This window comes from Virgifigura deserti (genome assembly GCA_003576685.1).
Lineage (GTDB): Bacteria > Pseudomonadota > Alphaproteobacteria > Dongiales > Dongiaceae > Virgifigura > Virgifigura deserti.
Genome location: QOZR01000006.1, coordinates 177,667 through 196,795, shown reverse-complemented (window position 1 = coordinate 196,795; position 19,129 = coordinate 177,667). Strand labels below are relative to the sequence as shown.

The following is a 19,129-nucleotide window of genomic DNA, read 5'->3' as shown; positions in this document are numbered from 1 at the left end:
GATGGTCGACCACCTGCTTTTCGTCCTGGTCTTTCTCTCGGCCCTCGGCTCTGGGTTGGTGGCCGGGCTGTTCTTCGCCTTTTCGGCCTTCGTGATGACCGCCCTCGCCCGCCTGCCCTCGGCGCAAGGCATTGCGGCCATGCAATCCATCAATATCGCCGTGCTCAATGCATTGTTCTTCGCGGCGTTCTTCGGAACAGCCGCGGCCTGCGCCGTCCTCGCGGTCTTCTCGCTTTTCAACTGGACCGAACCCGGCGCGATTTACCTGCTCGCCGGCGGCCTGCTCTATCTCGTCGGCACCATTCTGGTGACGATCCTGTTCAACGTGCCGCTGAACAATGCGCTGGCGGCTGTCGAACCGGACAGCGCCGACGGCGCCAGCCTGTGGACCTGGTACCTAGACGCCTGGACGGCCTGGAACCATGCGCGGACGGCCGCGTCACTCGCGGCGGCGGCATCATTCATCATGGCGCTGTGTTAGCCGCGCGAATGGTGAGAGTCCGTGTTCAGGCGGGGTCCGCGTCGAATCCGCGATCTGCCAGCAGCGTTGTTCGTGGACGCAATCCAGTTAGCGGGATATGCAGCCGCCGCTCTGCCGGTCGAGTTCGACCGGTCTCGTACAAGCCTCTTTGTCCATGGCAGAACCCGTATCTGGGATCAGCGGAACATCAAGACCGGAATCTTGCAACGGCGCACCATTGCTGTCGTCGTACTGCCGATCACGAGGCTGCGGATGCGCGAATGGCCGTAGGCTCCCATCACCAGCAGACCGATGTTTTCCGTCTCCACTTTCGAACCGATCACCTCTTCGGGTTCGCCATTGATCAAAATGGTCTCCACCATGAACCCCGCCTTCTGCAAGACCATTGCCGGAGCCTGAACGCGTGAGTGGTTCTCCGGCGTTTCTGCTCCCACGGACAGGATATGACACTTCATTCTCCTCAGGAGCGGACTGTCCGCCACATACTCGACGGCGCGGTTGGCGCTCTTCCCGCCGTCATAGGCGATCAGGAAGCTGTCGAACGGCTCGTAGGCGCGGGCCGCGACGAGGACGGGCTTCTTCGAGGACCGGACGACGCGCTCGAGATTGGAGCCGAGATGCAGCTTGGCGAAGTCGGCGGCCTCGCCCCTTTTCCCGATGACGACGATCTCGGCATCGGCCTCGAGATCGGAGAGCGTTTCGAGAAGGTCGCCATTGCGGAGTTTCGTCGAAACATTCGCAACGCCGGATGACATAACGAGTTCCTTTGCGCCCTCAAGCACGGCGCGGCCTTTTTGCTGGGCGAGCTTTCCATGCTGTTCGTCGAGGTCGGCCAGCTCCTTGAGCAGCTCCGCCCTTGCGTCGAATTCCAGGCTGCCGCTCAAGTCGAAACCACTGGAGATGCTGCGGCGGCCGAGAACGTGTGCGATCTCAACAGGAAGGTTTAACCGCGTCGCCGCCCAAGCGCAGAGGCCGCAGACGCTCTGCGCGTATATGGACCCGTCGATCAGTGCGAGTATCTTGGGCATGCCCCATCCTTCCTTAATGATCCATCAGGCGTTCGAATGCGCCGGGCTTGTCGTGGATGGCGAGCTTGTCGACGAGGGTCGCGCTCGCTTCGTTCAGTCCGATAAGGCTGACGTCCGTGCCTTCGCGACGGAACTTGAGGACGACCGTGTCCAGTGCCGCCACCCCGGTCAAATCCCAGATATGGGAGCGGCCGACATCGATCCGCACGCGTTCGATCACCTCCTTGAAGTCGAAGGATTTGATGAAGGTTTCGGCCGAAGCGAAGAAGACTTGGCCTTCGACGACATAGGATCGTTCCTTCTGGTCCTCCGACAATGTCGAAGAGACTCGGAAGATCTGGGCTACCTTCCAGGCGAAGAACAGGCCGGATAGGAGAACACCAATGAGCACTCCAATCGCAAGGTTGTGGGTCACAACCACCGCCACCACCGTACCCAGCATGACCGTGCTCGACTGCCTCGGATGATCGCGAAGGTTCCTGATGGAAGCCCAAGAGAAGGTCCCGATCGAAACCATGATCATGATCGCCACGAGGGCCGCCATCGGGATGACGCTGACCCAGTCCCCGAGAACGACGATCAGGAAAAGCAGGAACGCGCCGGCAGCGAAAGTCGAAAGCCTGCCGCGGCCGCCGGATTTGATGTTGATGACCGATTGACCGATCATGGCGCAGCCGGCCATGCCGCCCAGGAAGCCCGTTGCGACATTCGCCACGCCTTGGCCCATGCATTCGCGGTTCTTGTCGCTCGGCGTATCGGTCAGCTCGTCCACGATCGATGCGGTCATCAGAGATTCGAGCAGGCCGACGACCGCGACGGCCGCCGAATAGGGAAACACGATCATCAAGGTTTCGAAGTTGAGCGGAACGTCCGGCAACAGGAAGACCGGCAGCGTGGACGGCAGCTCACCCATGTCGCCGACCCTCCTCAGATCGAGTCCGAAATAGATCGACACCGCCGTCAGCACGATGATGCAGACCAGCGGCGAGGGAACCGCCTTGGTCAGATGAGGAAAAAGATAAATGATCGCGAGCCCGCCGACCACCATCACATAGGTAAGCCACGGCACCCCGACGAGTTCGGGGATCTGCGCCATGAAGATCAGGATGGCGAGCGCATTGACGAACCCCGTGATCACCGAGCGCGAGACGAAACGCATGACGTCGCCCAGGCGAAAAAGCCCCGCGATGACCTGAAGGATGCCCGCCAGGACCGTGGCGACCAGCAAATATTGCAGCCCGTGGTCCTTGACCAGCGTGATCATCAGGACTGCCGTCGCGGCCGTCGCGGCGGAGATCATTCCGGGACGCCCGCCGGCGAAGGCGATGATCACGGCGATCGAGAACGAGGCATAAAGGCCGACCTTGGGATCGACCCCCGCGATGATCGAGAAGGCGATCGCTTCGGGGATGAGGGCGAGCGCCACGACCAGTCCTGCGAGCAGGTCGCCGCGGATGTTGCCGAACCATTCGTCGCGAATTCTGGAAAGCGTCATGAAGGCAGGAACTCCGGTCCGGGTCGCGCGGGTATGCGCGCCTCCGGGAAGGCTGAAAGGAAATGAAGAGACTCAGAAGGCGGGAGGAGCACGAAGCTCCGGCAAATCGCCGTGCCGGAGACGCAGGAGCGCCGGCACGAAACGTCAGACGTTTTTGGCGAGATGCTTCACATCGGTTCGGGGCCGGCCTTCCTCGAATTGATTTTGCTGCAGTGCAGCAATCCCTTTATGTCGGAGTCGATTCAGGATGGCAAGCCCCTTTCGGAGTCCACGCTCGCAACCCTCACTCGTCGCATTCGTCACCGCAGCTACACCGCCGCCGATCCGCACGCGGCGGCGCGATCGAGGAGCAGCGCGCGCTCGCGGGCATTGCGTGTGAGCGCTGCCGCGCGCTCGAACGCCGCACGGGCCTCGTCGAAGCGGCCGAGCTTTGCGAGGAAATCGCCGCGCACGCTGGGCAAGAGATGGTAGTTCTCGAGCAAGGGCTCGGAGGCCAGCGCATCGGCGAGCTCGAGGCCCACTGCCGGACCGAACGCCATCGCCAGCGCGACCGCACGATTGAGCTCCACGACGGGTGATGGCGTGAGTTGGGCGAGAACCTCGTAGAGCGCCGCGATGTGCGGCCACTCCGTCTCCTCGGCCGTACGCGCCCGTGCGTGACAAGCGGCGATCGCGGCCTGCAATGTGTAGGGGCCGAGCGGCTGCCCAAGTCCTCTGGCCTGCGCCTCGGCACGCTGGAGCGCGGCGAGGCCGCGGCGGATGAGGAGCTCATCCCAGCGTGCGCGGTTCTGGTCGAGCAGAAGCACGGGCTCTCCCGACGGCCCGGTTCGCGCGCCGAAGCGCGACGCCTGGATTTCCATGAGCGCGACGAGGCCGTGGACCTCCGGCTCCTTCGGGGCGAGCCCGGCCAGGATACGGCCGAGACGGAGCGCTTCCTCGCAGAGCTGGGGCCGCATCCAGTCGTCCCCGCTGGTCGCCGCGTAGCCCTCGTTGAAGATGAGGTAGAGGACCTCGAGCACTGACGACAGGCGAGCGGCGCGTTCTTCCCCGCGCGGAACCTCGAAGGGGATGCGTGCCTCGGCCAGCATCCGCTTGGCCCTGATGATGCGCTGTTCGACGGTTGGCTCGGAGACGAGGAACGCCCGCGCGATCTCCGCCGTCGTCAGACCGCCGAGCAGGCGGAGCGTGAGTGCGACGCGCGCCTCGGAAGAGAGGACCGGATGACAGGCCGTGAAGATGAGGCGCAGGAGGTCGTCGCCGACATCGTCGTCGAGGGCCGCATCGAGATCCGGCGCCGCCCCCGCTCCCTCGATATCGAGTTCGTGACCAAGCTCCTCTAGCTTGCGCGCGAGCCGCTTGTTCCGGCGCAGGCGGTCTATCGCACGATGCTTCGCGGTGGCCATGAGCCAGGCGCCCGGGTTGCGCGGGATGCCCGCCTCCGGCCACTGCTTGAGGGCGGCGACGAGAGCATCCTGCGCGAGTTCCTCGGCAAGACCGACGTCGCGCACGATCCGCGCGAGACCGGCGATGAGCTTCGCCGACTCGATCCGCCAGACCGCGTCGATGGTGCGATGGGTATCGGTAGCCGCCACGGCTACCGATCACACCATCATCACCTCGTCGGTGCAAGCCGAGGCGCGTCGCGACGGCGTCACACCCCCTTGGTCACGACCCCTTGCGCTGCCCGGCCTGCGCCTGCATCTCGGGAAACTTGCTCGCGGCCTCCTGGACGTCGGCCGGGAACTCGGAGAATTCACACACCTGGCGAATCTCGATCATTTCGTTATCCGAAGCGGGGCAGCGTGACGCCCATTCGATCGCCTCTTCCTTCGACTTCACCTGAATCATCCAGTAGCCGCCGAGGACTTCCTTCGCCTCGGCGAAGGGCCCGTCGGTCACCTTGGGCTTGCCTCCGGAGAACGAGACGCGCGCGCCCATCGAAGGCGGGTGGAGGCCATCCAGCGCGAGCAGCACGCCCGCCTTCTGAAGGGATTCGTTGTACTTCATCATCGCGGCAACGGCTTTGGCATCCGGCATGGTGCCCGGTTCTGCCGTCTCGTACCCCTTGGGGATCATCAGCATCATGAATCGCATCGTCGGAACTCCTTTCGGTTTCGGGCTCGGAGCCGAGCATCCGGACGGTCTCGACCGGATATGAGCCCTGGCTCTCCTGTCACGTCGAACGAGGCTCCGCGAAATCGACAGGCCGGACGATCTTTTTTCGGCGGGGCCGCGAACCGCCCGAATCAGTCGTCGATCGCCTGATAGGCCGAGGTCCAGAAATCGTGATAGATGCCTGGAGGGCTGGGAGAGGTCCAGGCGCTTTGGGTCAGCAGGATTGCGACCATATCCTCCTTCGGGTCCGACGCCCAGGACGTACCCAGGCCGCCGTCCCAGCCGAAGCGTCCGGGAACAGCCGACAGGTCGTTGCGCCAGGTGACGATGGAGAGGCCGAATCCCCAGCCGCGGTTGTCGCCGAGGAAGATGCGGGCGCACGCCTTCTGCTCGGCCGTCAACTGATCGGTCGTCATGAGCTCGACCGAAGGCCGCGATAAAATCTGCTCGCGCCCGTGCTTGCCGTTATTCAGCATCATCCGGCCGAAAGCGAGATAGTCGTCGATGGTCGAGACCAGCCCGCCGGCGGCGGACGGGAATGCGGGCGGGCGGCTCCATTGGCTGTCATCGATACCGTCATAGATCTCGAGCATCCCGGTTTCCGGGTCGGTCTGATAGCAGGTCGCCAGCCGGTCGAGCTTTTCGGCCGGCAGGCTGAAGCCGGTGTCCTTCATACCGAGCGGCTCGAAGATGCGTTCGCGGAAGAATGTCTCCAGCGGCTGATCCGCGGCGCGCGCGATCAGCACGCCCAGCACGTCCAGGCCCAGGTCGTACATCCATGCCTCGCCGGGCTGATGCATCAGCGGCAGCGCTCCGACGCGGCGGATCCACTCGTCCGGGTCGGGCCGGGTTTGCGGCTTCGGCGGACCCGAGAGGATGTGCCGATCGCCGGCGGCCTTCTGGATCGGGTAAGCGCCCGGCTTCATGATGTGACCGAAGCCCATGCGCAGGGTCAGCAGGTCGCGCAGGGTGATCGCCCGGTTCGCCGGCTCGGTTTCGTCGAGCGGCCCGTCGAGCCGCTTCAGAACCCGGCGATCGGTGAGCTCGGGCAGCAGCCGATCCACCGGCTCGTCCAGCCGCAGCCTGCATTCCTCCACCAGGATCATCGCCGCCACGGCCGCAACCGGCTTGGTCATCGAGGCGATGCGGAAGATCGTGTCGCGCCGCATCGGATCGCCGCCGACCGCCTTTCTGCCGATCGCATCGACATGCGTTTCGCCCCGCCGGCTGACCAGCGTGACGAGACCGGATACGCCGCCGCACTCGACATGGCCGGCCATGACATCCTTCATGCGGCCGAGCCGCGCCCTGGAGAGACCGCCCGGTGACATGTGACCCTCCCTCCGCAGCCGTCTTCTCATTATTGCCTGACGAAGGCGCCGTCTTTGTAAGCGGCGCCGAAATAGACCTCGATCTTCCTGATCCTGTCTCCGTCGAAGGTGAAAAGCTCCGTGTTGCGGAATTCCTTTCCGTCATTGAGAAGACACTTGTAGAGCACGAAGACGCCGGCGCCGTCCTCGCAGATTCTCTCGAGGATGTGCGTCTGGATGCGGTCGCTGTTCGGCCAGCATGTTTCGAAATAGGCGGCCTTGTCGATCGCGTCGTCATAGGGGCTGGTAAAGGTGAAGTCGTCGGTCAGCAGCTCTTCGACGATCTCCCGCTCCTTCGATTTGTAGGCGGCGAAAAGGCTGCGGACGCTGTCCGCCTTGCTTCGGGCAGGCATGTTGAAATCTTCCTATTTCGGCATGAGCGCGAGGTAAGGTTTCGCTTCCTCAAGTGTCTGGGCGAAGGACGGGCGTTCCATCAGGCGGCCCAGATAGGCCGCCGCGTTCCGGTGCGTGTCGCCGAGGGGCATCACCATGTTGGCGTAGAACAGCGCCGGCGCCGCAGCACAGTCGGCCATAGTGAATTCCTCGCCGATCGCCCAGGTTCTCGTTCCCATTTCCTGCTCGATCAGACCATAGGCGGTCTGCAGCAGCGTCTTCGCTTCCTCCACGCCGTGCGGATCATTCTTTCCCGCCGGACGCAGCCTGTCGGTGACGACTTTCTGCATCGGCACGTTCACATACAGGTCATAGAAGCGGTCGCGCAGGCGTGTCTGCCAGGCGAGGTCCGCATCCGCGGGAAGGAACTGCGTCCTGCCCGGATAATGCTGTGCCAAGTACTCGATGATGATGCCCGATTCGGGAATTGTCTGATCCTTCGCCTCGTCACGCAGTACGGGGAATTTGCCGATGGGCCAGATCTTCTTGAAGTCCGCGCGGGAGGTCTCGTCGCCGAGATCGACGATCTGCGGCTCGAAAGGCGTGCCGTTTTCATACAAGGCGACGAGCACCTTCTGGCAGAAGGACGAAAGCGGATGGAAATAGAGCGTGAGAGACATGCGGGGGGCCTTTCGTTTCCGGATCGATCGGTTGAGCGTTTCAGGCGCTCGCAGGGACGCGTTTAAGCTCCGCATCTAGCGCCTCAAGCAGCATGCGGCAACCCGCCTCGCGATCGGCCGGCTTGTCGGCACCGTCCAGGAATGCGCCCTGCTCGGTATAGACAAGCCGTGTCCCAGACCCTTCGAGCTTGAACTCTACCGTCGCCAGCGAGGCGGAGATCCTGGTGTCGCCGATCGTCATGCTGTAGGCGATGATGACGCGCCGGTCCGGCACGATGTCCTGGTAGACCGTATCGTTGCGAATGACCGGCCCTTCCTTATAGCGGAAACGGCTCCGCTCATACCCGCCGACCCGGAAATCGACCTCGAACTCGTCGACTTTCCAGCCTTCGCCCTCCACAAACCAGCGCCGCTTGACCACCGGATCTGCGAACGCGGCGAATACCCGCGCCGGCGACGCGTCATAGGGGCGTTCGATGACGAAGGTGGCGTGCGTTACGGATCGTTCGTCCATGGCGTTCTCCCTCCCAACTGATTGCATTGTACAACCAGTTGCATTCTAGGATCACTGGTGCGATTCTGCAACCGGTTTTCTCGAGGTGGCGGATGAGCAACGAACACCGGTCGGGTTGCCCGATCAATCTCACGCTGGAAGTGGTTGGCGACAAATGGAGCCTGCTGATCATTCGAGACATGATCTTCGGCGGCAGGCGGCATTTTCGGGAACTGCTGCTGAAGTCGGAGGAAGGAATCTCCTCCAACATCCTGGCAGACCGGCTTCGGACGCTGGTCGAGCAGGGGATCATCACCAAGGCCGACGACCCGAGCCATAAGCAGAAGGCGGTCTATAGCCTCACGGAACAGGGTATCGAGCTACTGCCGATCCTTGCCCAGATGGCGGTCTGGGGACGTAAATACCTTCCGGTGACCCAGGAGCTTGGTATACGCGCCCAATTGCTGGAGGATGGCGGGCCTGCCTTGTGGGACGAGTTCATGTCCGAGTTGCGCGAGGCGCATCTGGGCATACCGAAGGATCGCCGATCGAAATCCGGAGCTTCCGTCGCCGCCAGGCTGCAGGCCGCATACGAAGCGGTTGTCGCCAAACGCAAGAAGAGATGACCCGCCGCACCGCTGGATCCTCCGGATCCGATCGGCTAGGCTGCCGCGCATTCAGGGGAGGAACAGCGCGATGCAGTTCATGATCTATTGCCTCGACAAGCCGGGGCAGGCTGCGGTGCGGGCGCAGAACCGCGATGCCCATCTCGCCTATCTCAAGGGCTTCGCCGACCGGGTCGTCGTCGCAGGGCCATTGCTGAACGAAGACGGCGGCATGATCGGCAGCCTGCTGCTGATGGCATTCGCCTCGCGCAGCGAGGCCGAGGCCTTCGTCGCCGGCGATCCCTACGGCAAGGCCGGGCTGTTCCAGAGCGTGACTGTCACGCCCTGGAAGAAGGTGCTGCCGTAGAGCTGAAGGAAGTACTGAAGGAAGCGAGGGGGGGGAATGGCGTACTGGCTGGTGAAGTCCGAACCGTTCAAATATTCCTGGGATCAGCTGGTGGCCGATGGCCAGACCTTCTGGAACGGGGTGCGGAACTATCAGGCCTCGAACAATCTGAAGGCGATGAAGCGCGGCGACCGGGCTTTCTTCTACCATTCGAACGAAGGGCTGGCGGTGGTCGGCATCGTCGAGGTGGTGAAGGAGTACTATCCCGACCATACAGACGAGAGCGGTCGCTTCGGCATGGTCGACGTCAAACCGGTCAAGCCGTTCAAGCGGCCCGTGACGTTGGCCGAGATCAAGGCCGAGCCAAAGTTCGCCGAGTTGCCGCTGATTCGCCAGTCGCGTCTGTCGGTGATGCCGATCGACGACAAATCCTGGCGGCTGATCTGCGAGATGGGCGGCGTGAAGCCATGAGCGCGGCGGCGACGGGTCGGCCGATCTGTCGCCTCGGCGATCTTGCAGAGGGCGAGACGAAGGGTTTCTCCGTCGAGACCTCAGACGGTCCGCAGGAGATCTTCCTGCTCCGGCGGAACGGCCGCGTCATCGGCTACGTCAATTCCTGCCCGCATCTGAGATCGCCGCTCGACTGGGTGCCGAACCGCTTCCTGTCGGCGGACGGCCGACATGTCCTCTGCGCCACTCATGGCGCGCTGTTCCGCATCGAAGACGGCTATTGCGTCGCCGGACCCTGCGCCGGCGCATCGCTGACGCAGGTCGAGTTGAGACTCCGCGGCGATGAGATCGTGATGGAGCCGTAGCGGCACCTCTTACGCCGCGCGCACCTGTTCCAGGAATCGGTCGACTTCGGCACGGAGCGTCTCCGATTGCCGGGCGAGCTGCCCCGAGGCCGCGAGAACCTGGCCCGCCGCCTTGCCGGTCTCGCCGGCTGCGGCATTGACGCCGGTGATCGTGCCCGACACGTCCGTCGTTCCGACCGCGGCCTGCTGCGCGTTGCGAGCGATCTCCTGCGTCGCCGCGCCCTGCTCCTCCACGGCGCTGGCGATCGTCGTGGTGATCTCCGCGATCTGGCCGATCGTGGCGCCGATGCCGCCGATGGCCGTCACGGCGCCGTTGGTCGCGGTCTGAATCGCCGCGATCTGCCCGGCGATTTCCTCGGTTGCCTGCGCCGTCTGGTTCGCCAGCGACTTCACCTCGCTGGCGACTACCGCAAAGCCCTTGCCGGCCTCGCCCGCGCGCGCCGCTTCGATCGTGGCGTTGAGCGCAAGCAGGTTGGTCTGCTCGGCGATATCGTTGATCAGCTTCACGACGTCCCCGACCTTCTGCGCCGCCTCGGCGAGGCCTTTGACGTCGCTGTTCGTGCGCGTCGCCTCGTCGACCGCCTGGGTGGCGATTCCCGTCGACTTCGACACCTGCCGGCCGACCTCGACCACCGACGACGACAGCTCCTCGGCGGCACTCGCCACCGTCTGGACATTGGCGGAGGTCTGCTCGGCCGCCGCCGCGACCGCGGTCGATTGCCGGCCGGTCTCCTCCGCCAAGCTGGACATCGTCGTCGCGGCCGTCTCCAGCTCCGCCGCCGCCTGCGACAGCGTCGCCACGACTCCGCCGATGCTCGCATGAAAGTTGCCGATCAGCTCTTCCAGAAGCACCGCACGGCGTTCCTTCGCCGCCTGCTCTTCGGCCTCCTGCGCCGCCAGCCTCGCGGCTTCGATCGCGTTATCCTTGAAGACCTGCATGGCGCCGGCCATCTGGCCGATCTCGTCGCCGCGGTCGCGGGCCGGAATCTCCACCGCGGTATCGCCCTGGGCCAGAATGCCCATCGCCGCCGTCATCCGCCGGATCGGCTTGACGATCGCGCCGATCATCGCGACCGAGAGCCCGCCGAACGCCACGACGGCGAGAAGGCCGGTGACGGCAAGGGCGGACTTTGCACGGTCCGCCGTACCGTTCGCCGACCGCTCGGCCTCCTGGGCGGTATTCTCGATGACGTCGCTGACGGCCGCCATGGCGCCCTCGAGGTTCTCGAAGCTGCCGATGAAGGCGGGAAGCGACGATTCCGCCCCGGCCATGTTGTCGAAGGCAAGCGTGATGATCGACTCCGCGCTCGCGATATAGGTGTCCAGCTTTGGCCCCACCTCCTGGAGCGCGGCATCCACCTGACTGCTCAGATCGAGGGCCTGATTCGCAGCCACACGGTCGCGGAAAAGCGCGACATGCTCGTCGAACGACCGGCGCACAGCCTGCTGTTCCGCTTTGCTCGCCTCGGGACCGGCACGTAGCGCCGCCAGAACGTCGCCGCGCAGGGCGTCATGCATCATGTCCGATTCGAGGTGATTGCGAAGCGCCGTCGCGGTGACGACCACATCGGACAATGTCGCGGTCTGGCGCGACATCCCCCAAAACCCGATCAGCCCAACGCCGACCAGCAGGATAATGGCCAAGGCGCCAAAGCAATAGAATTTCTGCCGGATAGAAAGAGTCTTCATTATTATCCCTTGCCCGCAAGCGTTCAGACTGATTTCCCAGGTCCTTCGTCTGTACGCTTAAAGAGAAACGTTTAATGAAGACTTATAGCCGCTGCACAAGACAAAGCGCGCAAAAGCCGGGCGGCGATCGACGCGACCCAAAGGCGTCGCTCCGAGCGTTCGCCAGACGGTGTCGGCCGGACGGCCGATCAGGCCGTGCGGACCTGCTGCAGGAACTTCTCGACCTCTCGGCTCAGCCGGCCGGACTGCTCTGTGAGCTGGTCGGAGGCGGTGAGCATCCGGCTGGCGGCCTCGCCCGTTTCGCCCGTCGCCGAGCTGACGCCGGCGATGTTGCCGGAGACGTCGCGCGTGCCGGCAGCCGCCTGCTGGACATTGCGGGCGATCTCCTGTGTCGCCGCGCCCTGCTCCTCGACCGCGCCGGCGATGGTGGTGGCGATCTCGGCGATCTCCTGGATCGTCGCGCCGATCGCGCCGATCGCGGTTACGGCATCGCCGGTGGCGGCCTGGATCGCGGCGATCTGCGCGCTGATCTCCTCGGTCGCCTGCGCCGTCTGGGTCGCCAACGACTTCACCTCGCTGGCGACGACGGCGAAGCCCTTGCCGGCCTCGCCGGCGCGCGCCGCCTCGATCGTGGCGTTGAGCGCGAGCAGGTTGGTCTGCTCGGCGATATCGGTGATCAGCCGCACCACCTCGCCGATCTTCTGCCCGGCCTCGGCCAAGCCCTTTACCTGATCGTTGGCGTGTTCGGCGCCGGCCACCGCCTTGCCGGCGATCTCCGTCGATTTGGCGACCTGCCGGCTGATCTCGCCGACGGAGCCGGTCAGCTGCTCGGCCGCGCTCGCCACCGTCTCGACATTGGCGGAAGTCTCCTCCGCCGCCGACAGCACGGCCGTCGATTGCCGCGCCGCCTGGTCGGCCGCGGCCGACATCGCCGTCGCGGTCGCCTGGACATCCTGCGCCGTGGTCGAGACCACCTCGACGACGCTGCCGATGCTGCGCGAGAACCCGTCGGCGAGGTCCGACATCAGTTGCCGCTTCGCTTCCGCAGCGCGCCGCTCCTCGTCCGCCTGCTCGGCCTTGAGGCGCTCCATCTCGATCGCGTTGTCCTTGAACACCTGAACCGCCGACGCCATCGCGCCGATGTCGTCGCGCCGGTCGAGAGCCGGTATCGCAACGCCATGATCGCCCTCGGCGAGGCGCTCCATTGCGCCCGTCATGGACCCGAGGGGCTTTGAGAGGATGCGGTTCAACGCGACGGTCAGCAGGCTGATCAGCGCGACGAGCACGGCGCCCGCGAGACCGGTCTGCGCATACATCTCATGGGCGATCTTCCGGTTGAGGCCCTCATTGCTCCAGGCGATCGCGAAGGTGCCGAGCCGCCCCCCCTCGGCGCCCTGTCCGGCGCCCCATCCGACCGGCGCCATCATCACCAGATGCGCGCCGGTCTGATGGATCGGAACGGTGCCGGCCGCGAGCGCCGGCTCGGCCTCGTCCAGGAGGGCGGCGAAGTCGAATCTCGGCCCGCCCTCTCGATCGAAACGCGACATCAGCGCGCCGGCCGCGTCGAACACCGCCAGCGACGCCAGGTCGGAGCCGTCGTCGGCCGCAAAGTCGGCGTAGGCACCCTCGATTGCCTCGACCTTCTTCCACTTCACCCCGCCCGCGACCTGCGAAGCGAGCAGCTTCACGATCGCCTTGCCGTTATCCACCGCGCTGGCGGTAAGATTGGCGCGCTGATTCGAAAGCTGCAGCGCCATCATTCCGGCGAAGCCGGCGGTGACGCAGACCGCAACCAGAAGGACCACTTTGCGGCCCACGGTCCATCGGGCTTTCATGATGCGCTTCGGTGCAGTCAGGTTGCCTTCGAGCCGAGTAGCCATCCTGATCCTCCTCAGCAGGGATGCGGCGCGCGCCACCCTGGAGTCCCCGGGTGAAGTTCCGGGTGAACTCCCGGAGCCAATTCCGGGGGCTACTGCGTCAGCAGGTCCACATTGACACCCACGGTCATCGCGCCGATCACGGCGTTCGTCGCCGGATCGACGACTGGAAGGCTGATCTGCGACTGGAACATCTGGGTCGACTCGTCCTGCTCGATCTCGCCGATATGGATCGCGCCCGGACCGGCCAGATAGGACTTCTTCCACTTCGCCTCGTCACCCTGCCAGTAGTCGGAGGAGACGTCGCTCTGGCCAACATTGAGGCCCTTGTTGTCCATCACGAAGATCTCGGTATAGAGGCCTTGGCCATTCTCGCGGAGCGTCGCCAAGTGGTGCGACAGCGGACTCCCCAGCACGGCGTCGATCATCGGCCGCGATGAAGCGCCGGTTTCCGCGCGCCACTGCTGGTCCATGGCGTCGATATCGGCCTGCGTCAGCGACGCATGCTTGGCGTTCTGCGCCTTGAGCGCGTCGATCACGAGAGGATCTTCAAGCCAGCCCTTGATTTCGGCCTCGACCAGGGCGCGGGCCGGACCCGCAATATCCTGGGCCGCAACCGGGAACGCGAAAAAAGCGAGGGCGAGGGCGACAAGATGAGGACAGTATTTCGACATTATGCAGAGCTCCCAGTTCGATCAGTATGGCCGCACCGAAATCCGGCCACTTCGAAGCACTCTCCAGCGACCGACGCGTGCGCCGCTTAAGCGGTCTGAATCGATCGGATTTTGCTAAAGTAATCGGATAGTCTTAAACAAGACTTAATAACATTCTTACCTTAACCGATGCCACCGCGTCATCTAGGATAGCGTGCCGGACGCTAAGTCTGGACTCGACAATCATTTGCGCCGATGAGGTGCAGAGGTGGCTTGGCCCCTCCGGCTTGTTCCGCGTCGCATTTGCGTCAATAATCGCCGGGTAATGCGGGCGCTGCCAGACGGTCCGCCGGCGACAAGAACAAATGGAATGAGGGAGAGGTCGAGATCGCCATGACCACGCCGACGATTTTCCCGGTACCGGATGCGGTCGCCAAAGCCGCATTGGTCGACGAAGCGGGCTATTTCCGGATGTACGAGCAGTCGGTGACCGATCCGGACGCCTTCTGGGGCGAGCACGGCCGACGCATCACCTGGATCAAGCCCTATAAGACAGTGAAGAACGTCGACTTCACGGGCGAGGTCCGGATCCGCTGGTACGAGGACGGCACGCTGAACGCCGCCGCCAACTGCATCGACCGGCATCTGGCGACGCGCGCCGACCAGACGGCGATCCTGTGGGAAGGCGACGATCCGGCGGAGCACCGCCATATCACCTATCGGGAACTGCATGAGAATGTCTGCCGCCTGGCCAACGCGCTCAAGGCGCGCGGCATCAAGCGGGGCGACCGCGTCACGATCTACATGCCGATGATCCCGGAAGCCGCCTATGCAATGCTGGCCTGCGCGCGCATCGGCGCTATCCATTCCGTGGTGTTCGGCGGCTTCTCGCCCGAGAGCCTGATCGGCCGCATTCAGGACTGCGAGTCGAACTGCATCATCACCGCGGACGAGGGCCTGCGCGGCGGCCGGGCGATTCCGCTGAAGGCCAACACCGACGAGGCGCTGGCGAAATGCCCCGGCGTGCAGACCTGCATCGTGGTCCGCCGCACCGGCGGCAAGATCAACTGGGTGGACGGGCGCGACCTCTGGTACCACGAGATCTGCGCGGCGGCCTCACCGGACTGCCCGCCGGAGGAAATGAATGCGGAGGACCCGCTGTTCATCCTCTATACCTCCGGCTCGACCGGCAAACCGAAGGGGGTGCTGCACACGACCGGCGGCTACATGGTATTCACCGCGATGACCCACCAATATGTCTTCGATTACCATGACGGCGACATCTATTGGTGCACCGCCGATGTCGGCTGGGTCACCGGCCACAGCTATATTCTCTACGGGCCGCTCGCCAACGGCGCAACCACGCTGATGTTCGAAGGCGTGCCGAACTATCCCGACTTCTCGCGCTTCTGGCAGGTCTGCGACAAGCACAAGGTGAACATCTTCTACACCGCGCCGACGGCGATCCGTGCCCTGATGCGCGAAGGGGCAGAGCCGGTGAAGAAGACCAAGCGCGATTCGCTGCGCCTCCTCGGCACGGTGGGCGAGCCGATCAACCCCGAGGCCTGGCTGTGGTACTACAACATGGTCGGCGACGGCCGCTGCCCGGTGGTCGACACCTGGTGGCAGACGGAAACCGGCGGCATCCTGATCGCGCCGCTGCCGGGCGCGACGCCGCTGAAGCCCGGCTCGGCGACGCGACCGTTCTTCGGCATCCGCCCGGTGATTGTCGACGGCGACGGCAAAGCAGTGGAGGGCGAGGCCGAGGGCAACCTCTGCATCGCCGACTCCTGGCCGGGCCAGATGCGCACCGTCTATGGCGACCACAAGCGGTTCGCCGAGACCTACTTCTCGGCCTTCCCGGGGAAGTATTTCACCGGCGACGGCTGCCGTCGCGACGCCGACGGCTACTACTGGATCACCGGCCGCGTCGACGACGTGCTCAACGTCTCGGGCCACCGGCTGGGCACCGCGGAGGTGGAAAGCGCGCTCGTCGCCCATCCGAAGGTGGCCGAAGCCGCGGTCGTGGGCTATCCGCACGACATCAAGGGTCAGGGGATCTATGCCTATGTGACGCTGCTCGCCGACGAGGAGCCCTCGGAGGATCTTCGGAAGGAACTGGGCCACTGGGTCCGCAAGGAGATCGGCCCGATCGCCGCGCCGGACCTGATCCAATGGGCACCGGGCCTGCCGAAGACGCGGTCGGGCAAGATCATGCGCCGGATCCTGCGCAAGATCGCCGAGAACGACTCCTCGAACCTCGGCGACATCTCGACCCTCGCCGATCCTAGGGTGGTCAGCGATCTGGTCGATAATCGGATGAACCGGTGACCTGGCGGCCAGCCGGGGATCGCGCGGACCATGATCGGATGCCCCTTGCCCCTCTCCCGTCAGGAGAGGGACAAGGAGCCGAATTTCACAAACCGGTTTAGAATCCCGACCGGACTTCGACGAGCATGCGCTCGATCTCCTGCTTGTTCTTCATATCGACGCTGAGCATTGCGTTCTTGAGCATCTCGCCCGGATTCTCCGGAATGCCAGCCGCATCGAGCGCCTCGGGGCCGGCCAGCTCATAGGCCTTGGCGTTCGAATGGCCATAGCCAAACTCGGTGATCATGTAGACGCCGGTGCTGGGCGCGATCAGCGCGTCAATGAGATCGTAGGCCTTGTCGACGTTCGGCGCGTCCTTCATCAGCACGGCGCCGCAGATCCAGGTGATGATCCCTTCCTTCGGAACCATGAACTTCACCGGCACACCCTGCTTCTTCAGCTGCGTGTAAGAGCTGTTCCAGCCCACGGCGGCAACGATCTCGCCCGAGGCCAGGGACTGCTCGATCGTGCCGGGATCGCTGGAATAGAAGCGGATCAGGGACCGCTGCTCGGTCAGCACCTCGCGCAGCTTCTCGAGCTCGGCCTCGGTCAGGTTGTAGGGATCAGCGGCGCCCATATAGAGCGCGCCCGGAATCGCGGCGTCCTCGGTTGCTGACGATGCGGCGAGCCGGTCCTTGTAGCGCTCGTCCCACATCAGGCTCCAGGATTCCTCCTCGATCTCGACGAGATCCGGCCGATAGATGATCGAAGTGTTGCCCCAGTCGATCGGGATCAGCCACTGCTTGCCCTCGACCGCCAGGCCCTTGATGGTTTGCAGGGCGGGCAGGACGTCCGGCCAGTTCTTCAGACGCGACGTGTCCACCGGCTGCGTCACGCCGGAATCGCGCCAGCGGTCGATGCCGCTGTAGCAGGGGTGGGAGACGTCGACGGTGAATCCGGCCCGGACCTTCTGGAGGCCCTCCTCATCGTCGCCGAACAGCGTGACGTTGGGAGCCGCACCGTATTTCTCGGTATAGGTCTCGTACATCTCGGGCACGTCGTAGCCGGACCAGGTGAGAAAGGTCGCCTCCTCCGCGGCAAGCGCGGCCCGGCGGCCCAGCGGCATCGCCGCGAGCGCGAGGCCGAAACCCGCGAGCGCGCGATTGATCTCGCGCCGGCTGATCGCGCCCGAAGCCAGCCGGTCCCTGAAGTCGCCGATCGTCATCGTCACCCTCCCTCAATATGATGTTGTCGCTAACTATGAAACCGCGGCGTTGCGATCGCAACGCCGCTTGAGGCTCCCCCGGAGCTTCATAGCGCCCCCAGCGCGGCGGCGAGGCGTCGGACCGCCGGCTCCATTTCCGTCTCCGGCACCGCCGCGTAGCCGAGCAGCAGCCCCTGGCGCATCGGCGGGCCGGCGAAGTAGTCGGAGAGCGGTGGTGCGACGAGGCCGGCGGCCCCGGCCGCGGCGGAGGCCGCCCGGTCGGTCACCCGGCCGGCGAGATCGGGGCCGAGATCGGCGACGAGATGCATGCCCGCCGGGTCGGGCGCGAGCGTCAGCAGTCCCCTCAGGTGGCGAGCGGCGGCAAGCAGCGCCTGCTGCCGCGTTTCGTAGCGCTTGCGCATGCGGCGGACATGCGCGGCGAAGTGGCCGGCGGCCATAAACTCGGCGAGGGCCGGCTGCGCCGTTGTCGAGGCGTGATCGTCGAGAGCCGCCCGCGCCCTCCGGAACGTCTCCACGAGGGGCGGCGGCACGATCAGATAGCCGATGCGCAGCGACGGGAAGAGAACCTTGGAGAAGCTTCCGGCGTAGAGCACACGGCCGTCCGCATCGAGCCCCTGCAGCGCGCTGAGCGGCCGCCCGGCATAGCGGAACTCGCTGTCGTAATCGTCTTCCAGAATCCAGGCATCGGCACGCCGCGCCCAATCGAGCAGGTCCAGCCGGCGCGGCAGGCTCATCGTGACGCCGAGCGGATACTGATGCGAGGGCGCAACACAGACCAGACGCGCGGCGCTCTCCGTTCCGCCGTCGTCGAGGCATAGCCCTTCGGCGTCTACCGGCATCGCGCGGATCCGGGCGCCCGCCGCCGACAGGGCCGCGCGGATGCCGGGATAGCCCGGCTCCTCCATCCAGGCGATATCGTCCGGATCGAGCAGCACGCGGGCGACGAGGTCCACCGCCTGGCGGATCCCCGATAGGACGATCACCTGCTCGGCCTCGCAGCGGACCGCGCGCACGACGCGCAGATAGTCGGCGATTGCCGCGCGAAGCGGGCGGTAGCCCGCCGAGTCCGCGGCGGCGAAGAGATGCGGGGGTGGCCGGCGCCAAGCTTTCGCCAGAAGCCGCGCCCACAGATCGAACGGAAAGTCGCTGCAGTCCGGCAGGCCGGGCGCGAAGGCCGGCGCCGGCCGCAGGCGTCGCGCCGGCCCGGCAGCCAGCCGGAGGCCGCGTTCGGACGGCCCCGGTCCCTGTCGCTTGCCGTCCCCCCGGCCGCCCAATGGGTCGCCCACCGGCCTCATCGTCGTGCGCGCCGCAAGCAGGCCGTCGGGAAGCGTTTGCGAGACGAAGGTGCCGGCCCCCGTCCGGCCCTCGACATAGCCCTCGCTCCAGAGCTGCTCGAGGCCCAGAAGAACGGTGTTCCGGGATATCCGAAGGTCCTGCGACAAGGTCCGGCTGGACGGCAGGCGCAGGCCCGGCGCCAGCCGGCCCTGCAGGATCATGTCGCGGATCTCGGCATAGAGCTGGCGGTGGAGCGGCATGGCGGCCGCCGAATCGAGATGCAACGACAGAAGCGGCGTCCGGCCGTCGCGACGGCGCCTAAGAGCACCCATGAAGTGG

The 19,129-nt window shown here is 65.1% G+C and carries 19 protein-coding genes; 6 read left to right on the top strand and 13 right to left on the bottom strand.

Annotated elements, in window-relative coordinates:
- Position 1: 1 nt before the first annotated feature.
- Entirely contained in the window at positions 2-481 is a 480-nt protein-coding gene (locus DT069_RS12460; protein ID WP_119460624.1) for an anthrone oxygenase family protein, read from the top strand.
- A 176-nt stretch (positions 482-657) separates the two neighbouring features.
- Here the strand turns inward: DT069_RS12460 and DT069_RS12455 are convergent, their stop codons facing one another.
- The 8 genes from DT069_RS12455 to DT069_RS12420 all read right to left on the bottom strand — a co-directional run bounded on the left by DT069_RS12455 (position 658) and on the right by DT069_RS12420 (position 8,016).
- Complete coding sequence (locus DT069_RS12455) at positions 658-1,509, bottom strand: universal stress protein (RefSeq protein ID WP_119460623.1); 852 nt, start codon at positions 1,507-1,509, stop codon at positions 658-660.
- A gap of 13 nt (positions 1,510-1,522) precedes the next feature.
- The gene (locus DT069_RS12450; RefSeq protein ID WP_119460622.1) at positions 1,523-3,004 is read right to left on the bottom strand and encodes a SulP family inorganic anion transporter; all 1,482 of its coding nucleotides are present in this window, start codon (positions 3,002-3,004) and stop codon (positions 1,523-1,525) included.
- Between the two features lie 308 nt (positions 3,005-3,312).
- Positions 3,313-4,596 carry an RNA polymerase sigma factor gene (locus tag DT069_RS12445; RefSeq protein ID WP_119460621.1) on the bottom strand — a complete coding sequence of 428 codons (1,284 nt, stop codon included), beginning with the start codon at positions 4,594-4,596 and terminating at the stop codon, positions 3,313-3,315.
- Between the two features lie 73 nt (positions 4,597-4,669).
- Positions 4,670-5,089, bottom strand: coding sequence for a YciI family protein (locus tag DT069_RS12440; protein WP_425450192.1), 420 nt, complete (start codon positions 5,087-5,089; stop codon positions 4,670-4,672).
- Between the two features lie 161 nt (positions 5,090-5,250).
- Positions 5,251-6,450, bottom strand: coding sequence for a serine hydrolase domain-containing protein (locus DT069_RS12435; protein WP_119460619.1), 1,200 nt, complete (start codon positions 6,448-6,450; stop codon positions 5,251-5,253).
- 29 nt (positions 6,451-6,479) lie between these two features.
- Positions 6,480-6,842, bottom strand: a complete 363-nt coding sequence (locus tag DT069_RS12430) for a nuclear transport factor 2 family protein (RefSeq protein WP_119460618.1) — start codon at positions 6,840-6,842, stop codon at positions 6,480-6,482.
- Between the two features lie 12 nt (positions 6,843-6,854).
- Entirely contained in the window at positions 6,855-7,502 is a 648-nt protein-coding gene (locus DT069_RS12425) for a glutathione S-transferase family protein (RefSeq protein ID WP_119460617.1), read from the bottom strand.
- Positions 7,503-7,542: 40 nt separating this feature from the next.
- Positions 7,543-8,016: an SRPBCC family protein gene (locus DT069_RS12420; protein WP_119460616.1), complete on the bottom strand. Its 474-nt coding sequence runs from the start codon at positions 8,014-8,016 to the stop codon at positions 7,543-7,545.
- A gap of 92 nt (positions 8,017-8,108) precedes the next feature.
- Between DT069_RS12420 and DT069_RS12415 the strand changes: the two genes are divergently transcribed.
- From DT069_RS12415 to DT069_RS12400, 4 genes are all read left to right on the top strand, one after another.
- Entirely contained in the window at positions 8,109-8,621 is a 513-nt protein-coding gene (locus DT069_RS12415; RefSeq protein WP_119460615.1) for a winged helix-turn-helix transcriptional regulator, read from the top strand.
- A gap of 70 nt (positions 8,622-8,691) precedes the next feature.
- On the top strand, positions 8,692-8,967 hold the full coding sequence (locus DT069_RS12410) for a YciI family protein (protein ID WP_119460614.1): 276 nt from the start codon (positions 8,692-8,694) through the stop codon (positions 8,965-8,967).
- 36 nt (positions 8,968-9,003) lie between these two features.
- Complete coding sequence (locus tag DT069_RS12405) at positions 9,004-9,417, top strand: EVE domain-containing protein (protein WP_119460613.1); 414 nt, start codon at positions 9,004-9,006, stop codon at positions 9,415-9,417.
- On the top strand, positions 9,414-9,761 hold the full coding sequence (locus DT069_RS12400; protein WP_119460612.1) for a Rieske (2Fe-2S) protein: 348 nt from the start codon (positions 9,414-9,416) through the stop codon (positions 9,759-9,761). The genes DT069_RS12405 and DT069_RS12400 overlap by 4 nt, the downstream gene beginning before the upstream one ends.
- Positions 9,762-9,770: 9 nt before the next feature.
- Here the strand turns inward: DT069_RS12400 and DT069_RS12395 are convergent, their stop codons facing one another.
- The 3 genes from DT069_RS12395 to DT069_RS12385 form a co-directional block, all read right to left on the bottom strand.
- Positions 9,771-11,450, bottom strand: coding sequence for a methyl-accepting chemotaxis protein (locus DT069_RS12395; RefSeq protein ID WP_425450191.1), 1,680 nt, complete (start codon positions 11,448-11,450; stop codon positions 9,771-9,773).
- 188 nt (positions 11,451-11,638) lie between these two features.
- Complete coding sequence (locus DT069_RS24945; protein WP_119460611.1) at positions 11,639-13,330, bottom strand: methyl-accepting chemotaxis protein; 1,692 nt, start codon at positions 13,328-13,330, stop codon at positions 11,639-11,641.
- Between the two features lie 89 nt (positions 13,331-13,419).
- Positions 13,420-14,001, bottom strand: coding sequence for a hypothetical protein (locus DT069_RS12385; protein WP_425450190.1), 582 nt, complete (start codon positions 13,999-14,001; stop codon positions 13,420-13,422).
- Positions 14,002-14,373: 372 nt separating this feature from the next.
- Between DT069_RS12385 and acs the strand changes: the two genes are divergently transcribed.
- On the top strand, positions 14,374-16,311 hold the full coding sequence (acs, locus tag DT069_RS12380) for an acetate--CoA ligase (protein WP_119460610.1): 1,938 nt from the start codon (positions 14,374-14,376) through the stop codon (positions 16,309-16,311).
- Positions 16,312-16,408: 97 nt separating this feature from the next.
- Here acs and DT069_RS12375 read toward each other — a convergent pair whose 3' ends face one another.
- Both DT069_RS12375 and pdxR read right to left on the bottom strand, forming a co-directional pair.
- The gene (locus DT069_RS12375; protein WP_119460609.1) at positions 16,409-17,515 is read right to left on the bottom strand and encodes an ABC transporter substrate-binding protein; all 1,107 of its coding nucleotides are present in this window, start codon (positions 17,513-17,515) and stop codon (positions 16,409-16,411) included.
- A gap of 86 nt (positions 17,516-17,601) precedes the next feature.
- A complete protein-coding gene (gene pdxR, locus DT069_RS12370; RefSeq protein ID WP_119460608.1) occupies positions 17,602-19,122 on the bottom strand; it encodes a MocR-like pyridoxine biosynthesis transcription factor PdxR in 1,521 nt (506 codons plus the stop codon).
- Positions 19,123-19,129 lie beyond the last annotated feature (7 nt).

Excerpts from the sequence above, each read along its gene's own strand:
- DT069_RS12415 (WP_119460615.1), top strand. The coding sequence starts at position 8,109 with ATGAGCAACGAACACCGGTCGGGTTGCCCGATCAATCTCACGCTGGAA.
- DT069_RS12455 (WP_119460623.1), bottom strand. The coding sequence starts at position 1,509 with ATGCCCAAGATACTCGCACTGATCGACGGGTCCATATACGCGCAGAGC.
- acs (WP_119460610.1), top strand. The coding sequence starts at position 14,374 with ATGACCACGCCGACGATTTTCCCGGTACCGGATGCGGTCGCCAAAGCC.
- DT069_RS12375 (WP_119460609.1), bottom strand. The coding sequence starts at position 17,515 with ATGACGATCGGCGACTTCAGGGACCGGCTGGCTTCGGGCGCGATCAGC.
- DT069_RS12410 (WP_119460614.1), top strand. The coding sequence starts at position 8,692 with ATGCAGTTCATGATCTATTGCCTCGACAAGCCGGGGCAGGCTGCGGTG.
- DT069_RS12395 (WP_425450191.1), bottom strand. The coding sequence starts at position 11,450 with ATGAAGACTCTTTCTATCCGGCAGAAATTCTATTGCTTTGGCGCCTTG.
- DT069_RS12440 (WP_425450192.1), bottom strand. The coding sequence starts at position 5,089 with ATGATGCTGATGATCCCCAAGGGGTACGAGACGGCAGAACCGGGCACC.
- DT069_RS12435 (WP_119460619.1), bottom strand. The coding sequence starts at position 6,450 with ATGTCACCGGGCGGTCTCTCCAGGGCGCGGCTCGGCCGCATGAAGGAT.
- DT069_RS24945 (WP_119460611.1), bottom strand. The coding sequence starts at position 13,330 with ATGGCTACTCGGCTCGAAGGCAACCTGACTGCACCGAAGCGCATCATG.
- DT069_RS12385 (WP_425450190.1), bottom strand. The coding sequence starts at position 14,001 with ATGTCGAAATACTGTCCTCATCTTGTCGCCCTCGCCCTCGCTTTTTTC.
- DT069_RS12400 (WP_119460612.1), top strand. The coding sequence starts at position 9,414 with ATGAGCGCGGCGGCGACGGGTCGGCCGATCTGTCGCCTCGGCGATCTT.
- DT069_RS12460 (WP_119460624.1), top strand. The coding sequence starts at position 2 with ATGGTCGACCACCTGCTTTTCGTCCTGGTCTTTCTCTCGGCCCTCGGC.
- DT069_RS12425 (WP_119460617.1), bottom strand. The coding sequence starts at position 7,502 with ATGTCTCTCACGCTCTATTTCCATCCGCTTTCGTCCTTCTGCCAGAAG.
- DT069_RS12450 (WP_119460622.1), bottom strand. The coding sequence starts at position 3,004 with ATGACGCTTTCCAGAATTCGCGACGAATGGTTCGGCAACATCCGCGGC.
- DT069_RS12405 (WP_119460613.1), top strand. The coding sequence starts at position 9,004 with ATGGCGTACTGGCTGGTGAAGTCCGAACCGTTCAAATATTCCTGGGAT.
- pdxR (WP_119460608.1), bottom strand. The coding sequence starts at position 19,122 with ATGGGTGCTCTTAGGCGCCGTCGCGACGGCCGGACGCCGCTTCTGTCG.
- DT069_RS12430 (WP_119460618.1), bottom strand. The coding sequence starts at position 6,842 with ATGCCTGCCCGAAGCAAGGCGGACAGCGTCCGCAGCCTTTTCGCCGCC.
- DT069_RS12420 (WP_119460616.1), bottom strand. The coding sequence starts at position 8,016 with ATGGACGAACGATCCGTAACGCACGCCACCTTCGTCATCGAACGCCCC.